Below are 17,018 nucleotides of genomic sequence, written 5' to 3' on the forward strand. Positions count from 1 at the left end.
GGAGGTTATTTCTTTTTTGAGTCGAAATGATTTTTTAGTTCTTGCCATGAAAATAGTTCTCCTTGACTTTCCGATTGTACATTCTTCGCCGATTCTTCAGAATCAAAGGCCGTTAGGAATTCCCCCATGGGACTTGGAATATTTTTACTTACCAAATAAGTGGCTTTGGTCGCATCTATCAACTCACCCGGCCGGTTGTAGGTGTTGGTCAAATAAAGTGCAACATCAGCGGTGTTCATATCTCTTAGGTAATTCATCATACACTCTGCGGCATCAAACTTAAAAGCTTTCCCTTTCGAAGTTACAATTTGGGCAGCATGTTGCTGATCAACTATCGTCATACTGCAGAAATGACAACCGTCACTACCATAAGCGATGGGCTCCGGCTTTACTGTGCATGACATAAAAGTGAATACCGACAGAAGCAGTAACAACAAATAACTTTTCATCTATTCCTTATTTTAATTGAACAATAGTCTATCGCATTTTCTCGGGTTCGCTTCTAACCTTGTGTTTCCAAAAACTCCCCTTTTTGTGATTCCACTCTTTCTTTCTTTAGCGAAGATTTATTACTTCTCCATCCTATATAAAAAGCCAAAAGTGTAGACATCATTCCGATAAACATCATCCAAGCTCCCGTCGAAGGTAGCGAGGTTACGTCAAAATTCAACATTTTTTGAAACCCTAATAATGGAGGTTTATAGGTCATCGGTGTTCCATCAGCATTTGTCACCTTTATAATTGCATGGGGATCTAAATTGGAACCATAATCGGTAAGCCAGGCATTAAAGTCATACATCCCCAAAACGCCCAAAATAGACATCAATAAAAACCAACCCAGAAACCATTTATAACTAACCTTATCAAGATAGCCCAATATTCCTATTAGTACTCCGAGAATAACCATTCCGATGATTACGGTAGGAAAAATATCAAACTCCCACATTTCACCAGGTTTCGGTATGGTTTTCATTCCGATATAATGGTTGAGTCCGTCAATATTTTGCAAATCGAACTCAGACACCCCGTGTATTCCTGTAATATGAATGTTCATACCCAATGGATCAGGATATTGTGGCGCTCCCAACATAATATTCCATAATGGGAAAGCAAACAACCCCAAAAGAAACAATGGGCCAATTATCATTAAAACACTTGCTTTTTTCATTTCTTATGATTTTAGAAAGGCATCCGGACCAAGAATGGATCTTCAGGCCTATTTATCATTCTTTCGAAGAAAAGCGAGTCGATCTTGCAATACGACCCGCTTTTCCGATTGAAAGAAATGAGTTAGTAGCGGCTAAAATTTTATTCGCCTAAAGACCAAGAAAGTTCAATATTCGAATCAGCAGGAGACACCCTTGCGTAACCCTGCATCTCTTGGTGCAGTGCAGAGCAGAAATCGGTACAATAGAACGGCCATACCCCTACTCGCTTGGGCTCCCAAATTATGGTCTTGGTCTGCCCGGGCATAATCAACAATTCTGAGGTATTGGCACCTATCACGGCAAAACCGTGTGGTACATCAAAATCTTGCTCTTGGTTGGTTACATGAAAATAAACCTTGTCACCTACCTTGATGCCTTCAATATTATCGGGGGTAAAATGGCTTCTGATTGTTGACATGTACACATGCACATCTTTACCATCTCGAACCACTTTGCCATCAGCAGCACCTATTGTCGCATATGGATGTTTGTTTTCGGCCAGTTTATAGATTTTTTGCGATTTTGGAGCCAAAAGCTCTGCAGGAATACCTGCTGCATAATGCGGTTCGCCATGCGTGGGGAAATCATAGATCAACTCCATTTTATCTCCTGAAATATCATATAATTGTGCAGAATGTTCCAATTCAGGACCTGTCGGCAAATACCTGTCTTTGGTGATTTTGTTCATCGCCACAACATATTTACCAAATGGTTTTCTGGAGTTCCCTCCAGGAATCATTAAGTGACCCACTGAATAATAGGTAGGTTTTCTGTCGATAACTTCCCAAGTACCCAATTTCCACATAACCACCTCAGATGAGATAAAGAACGTTGTATAGGCATTTCCCTCACCATCAAACTCGGTATGTAATGGCCCTAGACCACCACTTTTTACGGTTCCGGCAAGCACGTCTTCAAATTTTAGAATCGGAATTCCGTAAGCCTCACCATCAAACTTCTTGCCCTCAATAGCTGCAATCATTTTATCAAAAGAGTGCACCGTTAAATCAGCTGAGAGTTTTCCGTTCCCGATAATGTATTCACCAGAAGGGTCTACATCACAACCGTGAGGCGATTTTGGAGTTGGTAAGAAAAATACCGCTCCGGGCACTTTGGTAGGATCAACGGTCAGTACTTCTTTTTCCATAGTAGAAGTCGCAGTGTGTGTCTCATCGCTATATACGTTATGCGCATAATTGGCGGGCATTTTAGTTCCCCCACCATTATTTACATACTCTTCAATTTTTTTCCAGTTGATAGCTGCAATAAAATCCTTATCATTTTGCGAAGCATTGACTTCTAAAAGGGAATTGGCTTCCTCAGTGTTATAAGTAGTAAAGAAGAACCAACCGTGTGATTTTCCACGACCAGGATGAGAAAGGTCATAATTGAACCCTGGCATCAATATTTGAAACTTAAGATCCATTCTACCATCTTCAGGATCTACACCAATAAAAGATAGTGCACCCTTAAAATTGCCCTTATATTCCTTAATAGGCATATCACGCTGTGGTACTGGTACCGAAAAACGGGTTCCTGCAACTACATATTCCGTGTTTTCCGTAATAAAAGAAGAACTGTGGTTACCCGCGCTATTAGGTACTTCTATAATCTCTTCAGTCTCAAAAGTAGTCAAGCTTATTCGTGCAATTCTAGGTGTATTATTTCCGTTGATGAATATCCATCTTCCATCCAACTCTCCATTCGTTTGGCTAATATCTGGGTGGTGTGAATCATCCCAAGGAACAAAACCAAAAGACGTGTTCAACATCGGTTTGGTTTCTTCCGAATAACCATATCCGGAAGTCGCGAATTGTGAAAATACAGGAATTTCTTTAAACATTCTTCCCGAAGGCAAGCCGTAGACGGTCAGGTTACCACTGTAACCACCGGACATAAATGCATAAAACTCGTCATGCTCTCCTGGTGCCACATAGACTTTCTCGGCATTATTTGAATTGAGGGCTCCGCTCGGGGAACCATTACCTTTTCCTTGGTTTCCGCAGCTAGAAAAGACCAGTAGCAGTACCAAGAAGGTCGCTGTAAAATAATTATACTTTTTCATTTTCTGAATTTTAGTGGTTATATATTTTATTCTTTAGGTCTATAAGGTTCTAAAGTATTCTAACACCGCTCTGGCCTGTTCTTCGGTAAGGCCTTGATTAGCCATTGGCGCTCCGTTGAATTCGCCCAATAGTTCTTTGGCCAACGGGTCTTCTTTAACCATAACTTCGGGATTCAAAATCATGTTCATAATCCATTCAGGACTACGTCTTTCCAAAACACCGGAAGGTGCTGGTCCGATAAACTTCTTGTCGACCCTATGGCAGGCCAAGCACATTTGGCCATAAATCTCTTCTCCTTTTTTTGCCATGGCTTGATCAATTTCAGCATCTAGTGCAATTGATTTTATGGGACCAACACCCTTATTGTCCAATTCAATGCGCTCTGAAGGTGGAGTAGCGCTCACCGCAGGAGTGGCTTCAACTGGTTTTTCGGTTGTGGTTTTGGCGCGATCAACGCTGAACCCTTCTTTTTTCTTTTCTTCTTTTCCCCCACAAGCCATAAGCAGTAGCGAGAATATAACAGCGACACTTTTACTTCCTATTTTCATCAGTTTACTAATTATTAATTATGCCCCAAAAGTATGGGTAACAGTGCAAGAAAAACATGACAATTGTCATAATAAGGATAAAAATGTCCTTTTATCCTAAATTCTAATACCGCTAACCAAGGCTATGATTAAAAATTCAACTGAACACCACAACTGAACACTACATAAGTTATTGATTCAAAATTAGTTGCATATCGATTAGCCTTATAAAATTGTTCTTTCGAGAACGGAAAATTTAGAAGTCAAACATACTTACATGTTCAAGAAACAGGCACAACATACTATAAAAAAGGGGTAGGAAACCGAATCGGTTTCCTACCCCTTTTTTGAAAGTTCTGCTAGCAGAAATACAACACCCCAAACTTAGTGTTAGGAGATTTGTTTTAAATCTTAAATGTAACCACAGGAATTTTAGAATGATTTGCGATATCTTCTCCAATGCTTCCCATAAAGAAATGAGATAGTCCTTTACGACCATGGGTCGGTATTCCTATACAATCAGCGCTTATAGATTCACTATAATTTAAAACGCCCCGTTCTACGTTATAATCATTATAAATTTTTACCTCAAGGCCGGCATTGGCCTTTTGAAGAAACTTGTTTATTCTATTATAGGCATCGCCTGTGCTAAGGAAATTATCGCCTGGAGTATTTATATAGACCAGTTCTAATGTTGCCGATAATAGTTCTGCAAATTCCTTGGCTTTTTGAAAGGCAGGTAAACTACCATCTTTAAAATCGCAGGCAAAAACAAAACGATCAACTTTAAAATCTATAAGTTCATCCTTTACGATCAAAACCGGAATATTTGAGTTTCTAACGACCTTTTCGGCATTGGATCCTACGAATATTTCCTTTAATCCGTCAGTACCGTGCGACCCCATAACGACCAAATCCGCATGATGCTTTTCCGCTACTTCGTTTACCTCGCTGAAAACTTTGAAATGCTTTACAATGGGTGTAACCTTCAATCCTTCCAAATAGGGCTTATCGAGAAATTCACCAAATCGCTTTTCCGCAAGTTTTAATAGAAAAACGGTCTGTTCAGGGAAGATTCCTTCCGAGGATGAAATCATCGCTTGATTCAATTCTAGCATATGAAGTGCCAAAATCTTCGAACCGTGTTTTTTTGCTAAAGAGGCCGCCAATCTAAGGGCGTATTCAGACTGTTCGGAGAAATCTACTGGTACAATTATATTTTTCATAAGATCGGATTTTATATTTTGATAAAAATTAACTAAACCATTGTCAACTTAATGTTCCACACTTTCATAAATTTAAATTGTCATGGAAAACAATCGCGTTTCGGGTGCTTTTCGATGTAGATGCGCATCAAAGGCCATACATATATTTCGAACAAACGGCCGACCTTCATCTGTAACACGTACTTTTTCCGGCGTACATTCCACTAGGCCATCCAATTCCATTTCGCCAAGTCGTTCTGCTACTTTTTTATAGTATGGTGAATTTTCCGTTTCGCCATGCCATGATGTCTCAAACCTGCACATTAAATTTAATATATGTTTTCGAATCATTTGATCTTCATCGGTCAAAATATGCCCCCTATAAATAGGAATTATATCATTTTCAACCAAATGCTTATATTCTTCCAGGCTTTTTACATTTTGCGAAAAACTGTACCAACTATCGCTAATACTCGATGCGCCCAAACCAATCATCAATTGGGTTTTTGAGGCGGTATACCCCATAAAATTTCGATATAGCCCACCTGCCTTCATCGATCTGAACAACCCGTCTGTAGGCAAGGCAAAATGATCCATCCCAATTTCATGATATCCTACTTTTGAAAGTAGTTGTTTCCCTTTTTCATATTGATTTCGTTTCTCTTCCGCAGTAGGTAAATCGGCATCTTTATACCCTCGTTGTCCGTTCCCCTTTAACCAAGGAACATGGGCATAACTGTAAAATGCCAAACGGTCGGGCATGAGTTCTTTGGTCTTTAAAATTGTTTGCTCTACATGTGCCATATTTTGATGCGGAAGCCCAAAGATAATGTCATGGCCCACAGAAGAATATCCAATTTCGCGAGCCCAATCGGTTACCCTTTTTACGTTTTCGAATGGCTGTATTCTATGAATCGCTTTTTGAACGGTCTCATTGTAATCTTGTATTCCGAAACTGACCCTTCTAAAACCAAGGTCGTAAAGCGTTTGAAGATGCGCCTTGGAAGTGTTGTTGGGATGGCCCTCGAAACTGAATTCGTAATTTTCAGCGCGGTTGGCATATTTAAAAATGCCTTCAATAAGCATTTCTAGATGCTCAGGAGAAAAAAAAGTGGGTGTTCCACCCCCCAGATGTAGTTCTTTAATTGTCGGTTTTTCAGGAAAAAGATCGATATACAATTTCCATTCCCTTAAAACCGTATCAATGTAGGGTAGTTCAACACCATGACGCTTGGTGATGCGTTTATGGCACCCACAAAATGTACATAGACTCTCACAAAATGGTATGTGAATGTATAAACTTATTCCTTCAGGTCCATTGCTTTCGATAAAACTTTGGCGAACGGTACTTTTCCATTTTGTACCCGAAAAAGTATCCATATTCCAATATGGCACGGTCGGGTAGCTCGTATAGCGCGGACCGGGGATATTATATTTTTGAACTAAAGTGCACATTTACATCTTGTATTTCATACAAAACTAATATGCCTTTAGAAGGAAAAATATGATAATTATCAGCTTGCCCTTTTAAGGGTGACAATTCAAAATTCGTGCTCGCTCATTGTTCGGTTCAGAATAGTGGTATTATTCTCAATAACTATTTCTCTCTACAATCGCTTATTGTTGCAGCTTATGCTCGGAAAATCGATTGAAAAATAATCTATTTGCAATACCATACTATAAAGTTCCATTTTTGACATCTCCTAACCAATAAATATAGCATCTTACTAGACGCCTAAAATACATTTACATAAAGAAAGATGCCAAATTTTCGAACCTTAATCAAACGCAAATCCCGTGGCTACACGATAGATAAAAGCGTACAATACAATAAAAAACATTGCGAAGGCAAACCAAGCAAATACTTTAAAATATTTTTTGATTATTAAACTTCCTAAATTTTTGAACCCTTCAATATAAACTTCTCTTAGTAGTAAAACTGTTTTCATAAATTGTGTTTTTGTTAGGTACAAATGTCCGACACAATAGTTTCCCCCACAGAGATTCTAGTTCAAATACCTATAAAAAGGTTTTGGGGTCTAGGTTTTTTAACCTTTTCTGTAAACAGTCAATGTATACGGACGTACCGCACCTCAGAAAATTATCATTTTTACAATTGTAAGATTTTTCAGTCAAATCAACTGGCTGTATATATTGAAATGGCATAAGCTCAGATATGAAATTAGTGTAAGAGTTATATGGTCTCACCGATGTAATAAGCATATATAGTTTCTTCATTACCTTGAATCATATAATTTTAACCATATTTGTCTATATTGATTGTGACCATTATCAGACCGCTCTTCTTCAGGACATTTATAAAGGCAATGCATAAGACTTCTTATATAACCATCTGGATATTTTACTTTTTCGCAATCGGTTTTGCGCAAGAGAAAAAACTGGAATACTCCCAAAATCTGACCATTTCTGAAGGATTGGCCCATAACGGGGTAACGTCGATACTGGAAGATGCTAGAGGATATATGTGGGTGGGTACTTATGACGGACTTAATAGCTATAATGGCTATGAATTCAAGGTATTTAAAAATACGGTTGAAAAAAATCTATTGGTCAGCAACCGGGTGAGAACGATTTCCGAAATGGAAAATGGGGAATTATGGATTGGTACGGATGATGGAATTACAGCCTATAACTATATTTTAGAGCGGTTCACCAATGTATATGCCAATAAATTAATTGGAAAGGGAATCAATGGCCCTATCGTTCGTAAGATTTTGACCGACAAACAAGATGACTCCGTACTATGTGCTACCGAAGATAATGGTTTACTCCTTTTTAAAACGGATCATACCTTTATAAAGCGGTATGTACCTCCAAAAGGTTTTCATGACGAACCCATTTCATTTCTTGACGGTCTGGCCCTTGATTCAAATAATTATCTCTTCTCAACTTCCGCTGGGCTCGTTCTGTTTAAAAAGAATAAAGAAGAATTTCTACAGATTTTTGAAAATGATGTTACAGCTAGTACCGCGATACTTCAATTAGATAGCAACACCCTATTGGCCACACTATCAAACGGCATTGTGGTTTTTGGTTTTGACAAGAGCGGGGATACCTATTCCTTTGAATCGGCTATTAAAAAAATGGAAACCGAAAGGTTCAATAGCGCCGCATTGGATAAAAATGGTAAATTATGGTTGGGAACCATGACCAATGGTGTTGTTCAAATCGAAAATATTGCCGCGTTCAAGAAAGAGCCAACCTACAGTGTATCTAGTTATGCTCCCGAATCAGGTTTATTAAGGACCAGTTGCGTTTATCCATCTGAAAATAACGGTTGTTGGATAGGTACCTTCAATAAGGGTTTATTCCGATTCAACCTTGACGCGAACCCGTTCAAAAAATACATGGGGGGCTCATCATACGATTTCAGCATTCATCAAAACAATGTGACATACATAACGGCTTTAGATAGTCATCGAGTACTCATGACCGCCAGCCTTGATAGAATTGCATTATTTAATACCACCTCGGCAAAGTTTGAACCGTTACCTTTCAATCTACCTAATGATGACAAATTCAATGTGAGTTCGGCTTTTGTAGATTCTCGAAATAACATATGGATGATGTTACGCGAAAACGGGGGGCTGATAAGAGTCAAGGATGGGCAAACCGATTGGGAAAATTTAGATAGTTATGAGAACACCACATTATTAGCTGAGGGTACTATAAGATCGATTACCGAAGATAAATATGGTAATATTTGGATAGCGACTGCGAACAATATATTTAAGATCAGCATTAGTAATGCAAATACGATTACCCAAGTTCAAACCTTGGATAAGAATCCCTATTTTCAGAAAAACAAACTTTCCCTAATTCGCCGTATTTATGTAGATCCATTGTATGATTTTTTATGGATGGGTACAGATGCCGATGGCTTGTTCAGACTCGATATTGACAATAAAACACCCTTATCAGCGCTAGAAGTAAAGCAATATATATCAGATAAATCAGTGAAAAACTCGCTTTCCAGCAATTTTGTTAGCGACATTCTAAGACTACCGAACGACGAATTATGGATCAGTACCGAACGTGGAGGTATATGTAAAGTGATCGATAGTGAAACTGACCCCAAGTTCATTTCATTTTCAGAGAAAGATGGATTATCGAATAATGTCGTTAAAAGTTTACGTTATGATAAAGAAGGCAACCTTTGGGCAGCCACCAATATCGGCCTCAATAAATACAACCTGACGGACCACACCTTAAGAACCTTCGGCAAAGAAGACGGATTGCCATTTGATGATTTTTGGTATGCTTCTACAGCACTAGATGACGGAACCCTCCTTTTCTCCGGTTTAGAGGGATTTTGTTATTTCTCGCCCAAAGATATATCTGAGCATGAGGCACTACCGCAATTACAATTCGGAGACCTTAAAATCTTTAACCATACCGTAGTACCAGGCGATACTATAGATGGCAGGGTGTTGTTAGATAAGAACATCTCTGCCCAAGACCAATTAAATTTAAAATACGACGAGAATGTATTTTCTATCGAGTTGGCATCATTGCATTATTCCAATCCGGAAAACCATAAACTAAAATATAAACTTATTCCTATAGATGAAGAATGGATAGAAGTACCCTCAAGCAGAAGGTTTGTTACGTATAACGGTCTGCAGCCCGGGAAATATACCTTGACCGCATTGGCATCTAATTCGGCAAATGAATGGAGTGAACCAAAAACATTAAAAATTGTGATAGCACCCCCATGGTGGAAAACAGTCCAAGCCTATGTGCTATATGTCATTCTAACACTCCTCATACTGGGTACAGTACTGTACTATATACTTAAATTACAAGGGTTGCGACACAATGTCGTCATCGAGCAACTTGAAAAAAACAAGGAAAAAGAGGTAAACCTGGCGAAGCTTCGCTTTTTCGCCAATATTTCACATGAGCTAAAGACTCCTATAAATTTGATAAACAGCCCTTTGAAAATACTATCAAATCGTTTTAAGGGCAATGTCGATGTTTCTGAAAAATTAGGCCTGATCGAGCGTCAATCAAAAAAAATATCACAATTGATCTCTCAAGTACATGATTTTGAAAGGGCAGACGCCAATCTATTGGAGATGGAGTACTCCCGTTTTTATTTCGACACCTTTCTCAAAGACTTGATCGTTGATTTTAAATTTTTAGCAGAAAACAATCACAAAGAACTAAACGTGGTTGCGAAAAATTCAAACATTATCGTCTCAGCTGATAGGGATAAATTGGAAAAGGTGTTCAATAATATATTGAGCAATGCCTTCAAATATACAGGAGAAAACGATGTTATAGCCATAACCTATGAAAGCAATGACAAAGATTTGATTGTTTCGGTTTCTGATACGGGCAGAGGTATTGATAAGGCAGATCTTCCGCACATCTTTGAACGGTTTTACCAATCGCATAAAAAAGAAAATGCCCATACTTCAGGTTCTGGTATCGGACTGGCTTTTTCAAAAAGATTGGTTGAAATGCATTATGGCTACATAACAGTTGAGAGTATGCCCAATAAGGGTACTACCATTTTCGTAAGGCTCCCTATTGTCAAAAAAGAGTCTGCAGAAGACCAGACGGCAAAGAAAAAAGCCATTATTTCTGCGGAAAACGAGCAAGTCGTTGAAGAGCAATTGGCCCAAAAAATAGATGCGTCAGTAATCGAGGCAAGCGGAAATTATTCAGAGAACGTAATTTTTTATGTGGAAGACAACCTCGATATGCGGCTCTATGTATCAAAGATACTCTCACAGTTTTTCAAAGTAAAAACTTTTAATAACGGAAAAGAATGCTTCGATGCCATGGAAAATCAGTGGCCCGATATGGTAATAAGCGATATTCAAATGCCCATAATGAATGGTTTGGACCTCTGTAAACGTATCAAATCGGATATGAAAACAAGCCATATTCCCGTCATACTTTTGACCGCATTCGCAAATATTGAAGACCAATTGCAAGGTATTCGCGATGGTGCCGATGCCTATATTAAAAAACCATTTGATCCCCGCCATCTGATAGCACGTACCGAAGCACTACTCGAAAACAGAAAAAGACTTCGAGAGCGTTTTGAAATCGGTATACCATTAGCCAAGGATAATAATATTAATAGAAGAAACGACAGTGCTTTTCTCGAAAAGCTATATCATCTGATGTCTGAAAATCTAGACAACCAAGCTTTGGACATGGATCAATTTGCTCGAAAATTGTATCTCAACAGAACTCATTTTTATCAAAAAGTAAAAGCCTTGACCAACAAGACGCCTTTTGAGTTGCTCAAAATGTACCGATTAAAAAAAGCCGCCGAACTCTTGATCCAAAAACAAGAATTATCGGTCAATGAAGTATATATCATGACCGGGTTTAAGAGCAGAACCCACTTCAGCAAACTCTTTAAAGAGAAATACAAGGTCTCCCCGGGGCAATATTCATCCAGTATAAAACAAAAGTCTCTTTAAAATAGGGCTTCCAAATCTTCGAACACAACTCTTTTTTTTCCTTAAAATAGGGTTCGCCCTCGGGTAATCCAGCTTTAATCATCCTTCAGGAGCCATTTTTTTCTACTCCTACAACCAACTTTAGACACTCTTTCCCAATTCCCGAAACATGTATAACAATCTAAAATATAGATAGTTACACATAGCGATACATAAAACGTACGCATAGATACATGATTTTCAAGGCTTAAGATAACCCTGAACCTTACAAATGTTAAAATCTTAACATTTTTTCGATGCAGTTGTCGATTTTTAGAATTTCTATATTAAAATTATAGAACCATGGGGTAGAAAATGGGGCGAGCAAAATATCAGATACATATCACCCAATATTTTTTATCGCCAATTGCTCCAAATTCCTCTGGAAAAAAGCGCCGTAAAAACTATGTTATAATTTAAAAACAAAAAAAATAAATCGCGCTGCTTTAAAAAATCATTTTAGCTATCTTACCGACCGTATTTTTGAATTCAGTCAATAAGAAAAAGATGAATATATATAACACCCAAAGTAAATCGCACCTCATAAAAATTTTGTTATTCATTCTTGTGGTGAGTCAGGGCTTCACAAGTTTCGCACAAACCGACGGAAAGCAAATTGAACACGGCGTTGTTTTTTCGGAAGATGGAAAATACGGCGGGTGGCCGGCCAATCATGGCATTTGGTCTTGGGGAAATGAAATTTTGGTCGGATTTGTAGAAGCACCCTACAACGAAACAGCGCCTGGGATGCATACCTACGACATCAAGTCTTCCGGAAATAAATATGCCAGAAGTTTAGACGGGGGGGTTACTTGGACGATTACAGATGCATTTGAGATTGGACAAAAAGCTTGGGGGCACGATAATAACATATCCCCTGAAAAGGCGGTAAAACCAATACCGTTGACAGCTCCCATTGCGGACTTCACCGACCCAGAGTTTATTTTGACTTTCCTAAGACATAACAATCATTATGGACCATCTCATTTTTATTATTCAAATAACAAGGGTAAATCTTGGGAAGGAGCCTTTATCTTCCCTGACATGGGGACACCGGGTATAGCCAACCGAACCGATTATATTGTCGACGGAAAGCAGTCGTTAAGTGTTTTTATAACTGCAGCAAAGTCTAATAAAAGAGAAGGAAGAGTTGCCCTGGCCAGAACTGAGGATGGCGGACTCAATTGGAACCTAATCTCTTGGGTTACCCCAGAGCATGGCGGATTTGATATTATGCCCTCATCGCTTCGACTCTCCGAATCGGAATTACTCACGACCATTAGAACAAGAACGGAAAATGGGACAAGCTTTATAAGCAGTTATAAATCGACCGATAACGGAAAAACATGGAAAAGACTCAAAAATCCTGCACCCGATACCGGAGCAGGCGGTTCTCCACCAGCCCTTACCCAATTAAAAGACGGAAGATTGGCCTTGGGGTATATTAACCGTAGTAATTACGGCTCACGAGTACACGTTAGATTTAGCGATGACAATGGAGAGACTTGGGGCAATGAAATTACACTACGAAGTGGAGATGGTGCCAATCGTGATGCAGGATATCCGAGATTGACACAAAACGCTGACGGAAAATTGGTTATGGTCTATTATTGGAATAATGTTCTTCTCGAAGGGTCAAAGCCCTATAGGTACATCGCCTCAACAATTTTCGACCCGAATGATTGGAAGTGATATATAGAAGCCAAATTAGATTGCAACTTGTATTTTGCTAAATACCAATAGGCCAATTTTTGATGGTTAATTTCAACTACCATAACTAAAACAAATACAAAAAAAGGGCCCGCACAAGAATTAAATAATCTCTCCACAAACTCAGCGGAATCAGTAAACTTAGCTCGAAAATACCGCGAAATTACAGTAAATCCACTGCCATTTTTAAAGGCCCTATGTAACGGCGAAAGCTAGGGTTTCCATATTCCCAGTATTAAAAGGGGCCACCTTCCGACAACAAAAAGAACACTTATAAAGTAAGTCCAGATTAATTGCTGAATTATTAGGTGTAGACGATGGCTAATTTTAAGTAGGAATTAATCAACCCCATTTCCTACAGTTCTAAAGCCTATAAATTTTATGAATATAGTTAAATAAGTCCGAAAAAATAGAGCTTTGTATAGGTAAAAAACTACAATATACTCCTAAATGAAACTAATGTTAATATAGTATAGAATACGGGTAATTCTGGCAATAGCAACTTTCATTTCTTCACGTAAATTTAACCCTTCTTTAACTTATATTAATAAGACACACAATTTAAGTACAAAAGGTATTAAAAATTTGCTGAACATTAGTTTCTAAATACTGAGGTCACTGCCGATAGTGGCGCACCATCAAGCGGATAGTGGTACTGAAGAAATTTATAGAAGCCAGAAGGTTTAAATATACTAACCAAATAATATGAATACTAACTTTAAATTAAACATATGGAAAGATTGATTAAAAATGGATTGTTTCTTAGTATACTATTTCTCTCTTGCGCTATTTTCGCCCAAGAGATAAAAGTTTCAGGAATAGTTACAGATGATGTGTCGGGCACCCCTATTCCTGGGGCAAGTGTCGTAGAGAAGGGCACGACAAATGGAGCGGCTACCGACTTTGATGGAAATTACACATTAAATGTCTCCGCAGATGCAGTTCTTGTTTTTAGTTCATTGGGCTATACAACAAAAGAAATATCTGTAAATGGAAAAACCAAGATTGATGTAATACTTATCGAAGATGCAGCCCAGTTAGATGAGGTCGTTGTCGTAGGTTACGGTACACAAAAAAAAGAAAATCTAACAGGTGCCGTAGGAGTAGTTACAGCCGAAGACATGGGAAGTCAGCCCATTACAAGCGCAGGTAGCGCAATGCACGGTCGTGTTGCGGGTATACAAATGATACAGGGTTCTTCACAACCTGGTCGCAATTCACCAGTATTTCAGATTCGTGGTGTAGGTACGATTCGATCGGGTATTGATGGACAAAACAGTGCATCGGCTCCTTTGATACTTATAGATGGAGTACAAGGGACCATGGATGACATTCATCCAAGCGATATAGAGAGTTTCTCTGTTTTAAAAGATGCGGCTTCTGCCGCTATTTATGGGGTTAAAGCAGCTAACGGGGTAGTATTGATTACTACAAAAAGAGGAAAAGATAGAGCTGCAAGGGTTACCATTAATTCATATTATGGTGTTCAAAGTGCAACAACAACACCTACGGTAATGAACCCTTATCAGTTTGCTCTTGCCTTCAATGAGGCCTACACTAATGTTGGCCAACCCGCACTCTATTCCGACGAGCTTCTAGGGATTATTAAAGAAGGTACCGATCCCAGACTCTATAACGGTAATCTATTTGATGAAGGCTATAGAAAGGCGGCCCCACTTATCAATCACTATTTTTCAGTCACTGGAGGCAATGACAAAGTCAAATATATGATATCTGCCGGATATCAAGATCATGAAGGCATACTTATTGAAACTGGTGCCACACGCTATAATTTCAGATCGAACATCGATATAACCCTTTCAGAAAAATTTCGTGCCGGGTTAAACATAGCAGGAAGTTCCAGTGACGCTTATGAGCCAAACTACTCTGGCTACGGAGCCACTCAAGTAGTACGGGATATGATTAGAAAGTATCCTTTTGCCCCCATCTTTCAGCCAGATGGAACGATAGCTATGGGAAGTTCACTCTTAACACCTGAACAAGATGCAAATGCTATCAATCCCATTGCCCTTGCCAAATATGGAGGGCAAGATAACAGAAAGACGCTACGGGTAATTCCTAACTTATATTTCGAGTATTTACCCATCAAAGAACTTGTAATAAAAGTTAATGGGTCGGCAAACGTCGAAAGCTCAAGAAATACTTTTCGTCAAAATAAGTTGACTGTTTCAGATGGCACCACTATTACAACCAACAACGGATTGGGAACACTTTCAGAAAGGGCGATCAGTGAACAATTGACTATGCTAGAGATTACCGCAAACTATAACAAGAGTTTTGGGGAGTCTAATCTTACCTTACTAGGAGGTTATGCATACCAAAAATATCGCTACGATTTTCTTCGAGGTGATAATGAGGGGTACTCCTACGATTTTCTTAGTGAACTTGATGCGGGTGATGGCAACCCTTCTGTTTCAGGAAATGCTACGGAATATTCATTGCTTTCATATTTCGGAAGGGTAAACTATGGGTATGCCGATAAATACCTTTTTGAGGCCAATATTCGGTATGATGGTTCTTCTCAGTTCTTAGGCGACAATAGATTTGCGGTCTTTCCTTCGTTCTCCGTAGGATGGAACCTTGCCAAAGAGCATTTTATGGAAAATTTCTCAAATATCAATCTATTTAAATTTAGGGCAGGTTGGGGCCAATTGGGTAATAATCAAGTAGGAAATTACCCAGGCGTGCCCACTATCAATTTAAATCAGCCTTATGCATTTGGAGGGTCTTTAGCACCAGGATCTGCCATTACCGCATTGGCAAACCCTGATATTACCTGGGAAACTACAACGACAACAAATATCGGTTTAGATGCTCGGTTTTTTGACCATCGCCTAACTATTGAAGGTGACTACTACATACGTAAAGGTACCGATGTATTACTTACGCCCCCGATTGTTAGCACCCTTGGTAACGTAACCGCACCCTTCCAGAATTTTGGGGCAATAGAGAATAAAGGTTGGGAAACAAGTATCGGCTATTCCGATATGATCGGTGAGCATTTTAACTTTGGCGTCTCGTTCAATTGGACGCACAATGACAATAAAATCATTAAACTTGATGACGAGTTCATCAGCGCCAACAAAATTATAAATAGGGAAGGTGAACCCATCAATTCATTCTACGGTCACCGTATTGTTGGTATTTTCCAAACTGACGAACAAGCTCAAGACTCCGATACGTATGGTATTCAACCCGGAGGCGCGACCGTTAGTGCCGGTGATTACATTTGGGAAGACACCAATGGTGATGGCATAGTTGACTCGAAAGACAAAGTGATTATTGGAGACCCCAACATCAGAAACAACTACGGTTTCTCACTCGATATGTCATACAAAGGTTTCGATTTCAGAACAGTCTTTCAGGGAGTTTTGGGTCGCGATGTAGAGAAAGGGGTATTCGGCTACGATGCTAGGGCCAATCAGAATATGGATACTTGGTTCTTAGATCGATGGACTCCTGAAAATACAGACACCGATGTTCCCAGAGTCGCAAGAGGATACAAATACAATACATCTTTGTTCGTTGGCCCTGCAATAAGTTCGGCTATTGTAGATGCTTCCTATTTGAGAATGAAACATATTGAAGTGGGATATTCATTGCCACAAGATGTAATCTCAAAATTTGGTATTCAAAAAATGCGATGGTTTATTTCAGGAGAAAATGTTTTTACCGTCACTAATTTCACAGATGGTTACGATCCAGAAGATTCGAGAACGTTCAATAACAATAACGATAGTTATCCTTTGGCAAAAACATTTTCATTGGGTGTAAACTTGATTTTTTAAACATATAAAAT

Annotated in this window: 10 protein-coding genes; 3 read left to right on the forward strand and 7 right to left on the reverse strand. The window is 38.9% G+C overall.

The annotated features are described in order from the left end of the window. Positions 1–5 precede the first annotated feature (5 nt). The 7 genes from BLS33_RS04840 to BLS33_RS24790 form a co-directional block, all read right to left on the reverse strand. Positions 6–449 carry a nitrous oxide reductase accessory protein NosL gene (locus BLS33_RS04840; protein WP_089885937.1) on the reverse strand — a complete coding sequence of 148 codons (444 nt, stop codon included), beginning with the start codon at positions 447–449 and terminating at the stop codon, positions 6–8. A 53-nt stretch (positions 450–502) separates the two neighbouring features. Further along, entirely contained in the window at positions 503–1,168 is a 666-nt protein-coding gene (locus tag BLS33_RS04845) for a hypothetical protein (protein WP_089885940.1), read from the reverse strand. A 140-nt stretch (positions 1,169–1,308) separates the two neighbouring features. Beyond that, positions 1,309–3,273 (reverse strand): Sec-dependent nitrous-oxide reductase, encoded by a 1,965-nt coding sequence (nosZ, locus tag BLS33_RS04850; protein ID WP_089885943.1) that lies wholly within the window; start codon positions 3,271–3,273, stop codon positions 1,309–1,311. Between the two features lie 39 nt (positions 3,274–3,312). After that, positions 3,313–3,822, reverse strand: a complete 510-nt coding sequence (locus BLS33_RS04855) for a c-type cytochrome (protein ID WP_089885946.1) — start codon at positions 3,820–3,822, stop codon at positions 3,313–3,315. Positions 3,823–4,205: 383 nt separating this feature from the next. Then, positions 4,206–5,027, reverse strand: coding sequence for a universal stress protein (locus tag BLS33_RS04860; RefSeq protein WP_089885949.1), 822 nt, complete (start codon positions 5,025–5,027; stop codon positions 4,206–4,208). A gap of 72 nt (positions 5,028–5,099) precedes the next feature. Further along, the gene (hemN, locus tag BLS33_RS04865; protein ID WP_089885951.1) at positions 5,100–6,461 is read right to left on the reverse strand and encodes an oxygen-independent coproporphyrinogen III oxidase; all 1,362 of its coding nucleotides are present in this window, start codon (positions 6,459–6,461) and stop codon (positions 5,100–5,102) included. 323 nt (positions 6,462–6,784) lie between these two features. Continuing rightward, complete coding sequence (locus BLS33_RS24790) at positions 6,785–6,955, reverse strand: DUF6747 family protein (protein ID WP_176801323.1); 171 nt, start codon at positions 6,953–6,955, stop codon at positions 6,785–6,787. Positions 6,956–7,333: 378 nt separating this feature from the next. On the opposite strand from BLS33_RS24790, the gene BLS33_RS04870 reads away from it, so the two are divergent. The 3 genes from BLS33_RS04870 (at position 7,334) to BLS33_RS04880 (ending at position 17,007) form a co-directional block, all read left to right on the forward strand. Beyond that, positions 7,334–11,470: a hybrid sensor histidine kinase/response regulator transcription factor gene (locus tag BLS33_RS04870; protein ID WP_089885954.1), complete on the forward strand. Its 4,137-nt coding sequence runs from the start codon at positions 7,334–7,336 to the stop codon at positions 11,468–11,470. A gap of 525 nt (positions 11,471–11,995) precedes the next feature. Beyond that, positions 11,996–13,180, forward strand: a complete 1,185-nt coding sequence (locus BLS33_RS04875) for a sialidase family protein (RefSeq protein WP_089885958.1) — start codon at positions 11,996–11,998, stop codon at positions 13,178–13,180. Positions 13,181–13,929: 749 nt separating this feature from the next. Further along, positions 13,930–17,007, forward strand: coding sequence for a SusC/RagA family TonB-linked outer membrane protein (locus BLS33_RS04880; protein ID WP_089885962.1), 3,078 nt, complete (start codon positions 13,930–13,932; stop codon positions 17,005–17,007). The last annotated feature ends 11 nt before the right edge of the window (positions 17,008–17,018 follow it).

This window comes from Kriegella aquimaris (assembly GCF_900103215.1).
Lineage (GTDB): Bacteria > Bacteroidota > Bacteroidia > Flavobacteriales > Flavobacteriaceae > Kriegella > Kriegella aquimaris.

Excerpts from the sequence above, each read along its gene's own strand:
- BLS33_RS04840 (WP_089885937.1), bottom strand. The coding sequence starts at position 449 with ATGAAAAGTTATTTGTTGTTACTGCTTCTGTCGGTATTCACTTTTATG.
- BLS33_RS04845 (WP_089885940.1), bottom strand. The coding sequence starts at position 1,168 with ATGAAAAAAGCAAGTGTTTTAATGATAATTGGCCCATTGTTTCTTTTG.
- nosZ (WP_089885943.1), bottom strand. The coding sequence starts at position 3,273 with ATGAAAAAGTATAATTATTTTACAGCGACCTTCTTGGTACTGCTACTG.
- BLS33_RS04855 (WP_089885946.1), bottom strand. The coding sequence starts at position 3,822 with ATGAAAATAGGAAGTAAAAGTGTCGCTGTTATATTCTCGCTACTGCTT.
- BLS33_RS04860 (WP_089885949.1), bottom strand. The coding sequence starts at position 5,027 with ATGAAAAATATAATTGTACCAGTAGATTTCTCCGAACAGTCTGAATAC.
- hemN (WP_089885951.1), bottom strand. The coding sequence starts at position 6,461 with ATGTGCACTTTAGTTCAAAAATATAATATCCCCGGTCCGCGCTATACG.
- BLS33_RS24790 (WP_176801323.1), bottom strand. The coding sequence starts at position 6,955 with ATGAAAACAGTTTTACTACTAAGAGAAGTTTATATTGAAGGGTTCAAA.
- BLS33_RS04870 (WP_089885954.1), top strand. The coding sequence starts at position 7,334 with ATGCATAAGACTTCTTATATAACCATCTGGATATTTTACTTTTTCGCA.
- BLS33_RS04875 (WP_089885958.1), top strand. The coding sequence starts at position 11,996 with ATGAATATATATAACACCCAAAGTAAATCGCACCTCATAAAAATTTTG.
- BLS33_RS04880 (WP_089885962.1), top strand. The coding sequence starts at position 13,930 with ATGGAAAGATTGATTAAAAATGGATTGTTTCTTAGTATACTATTTCTC.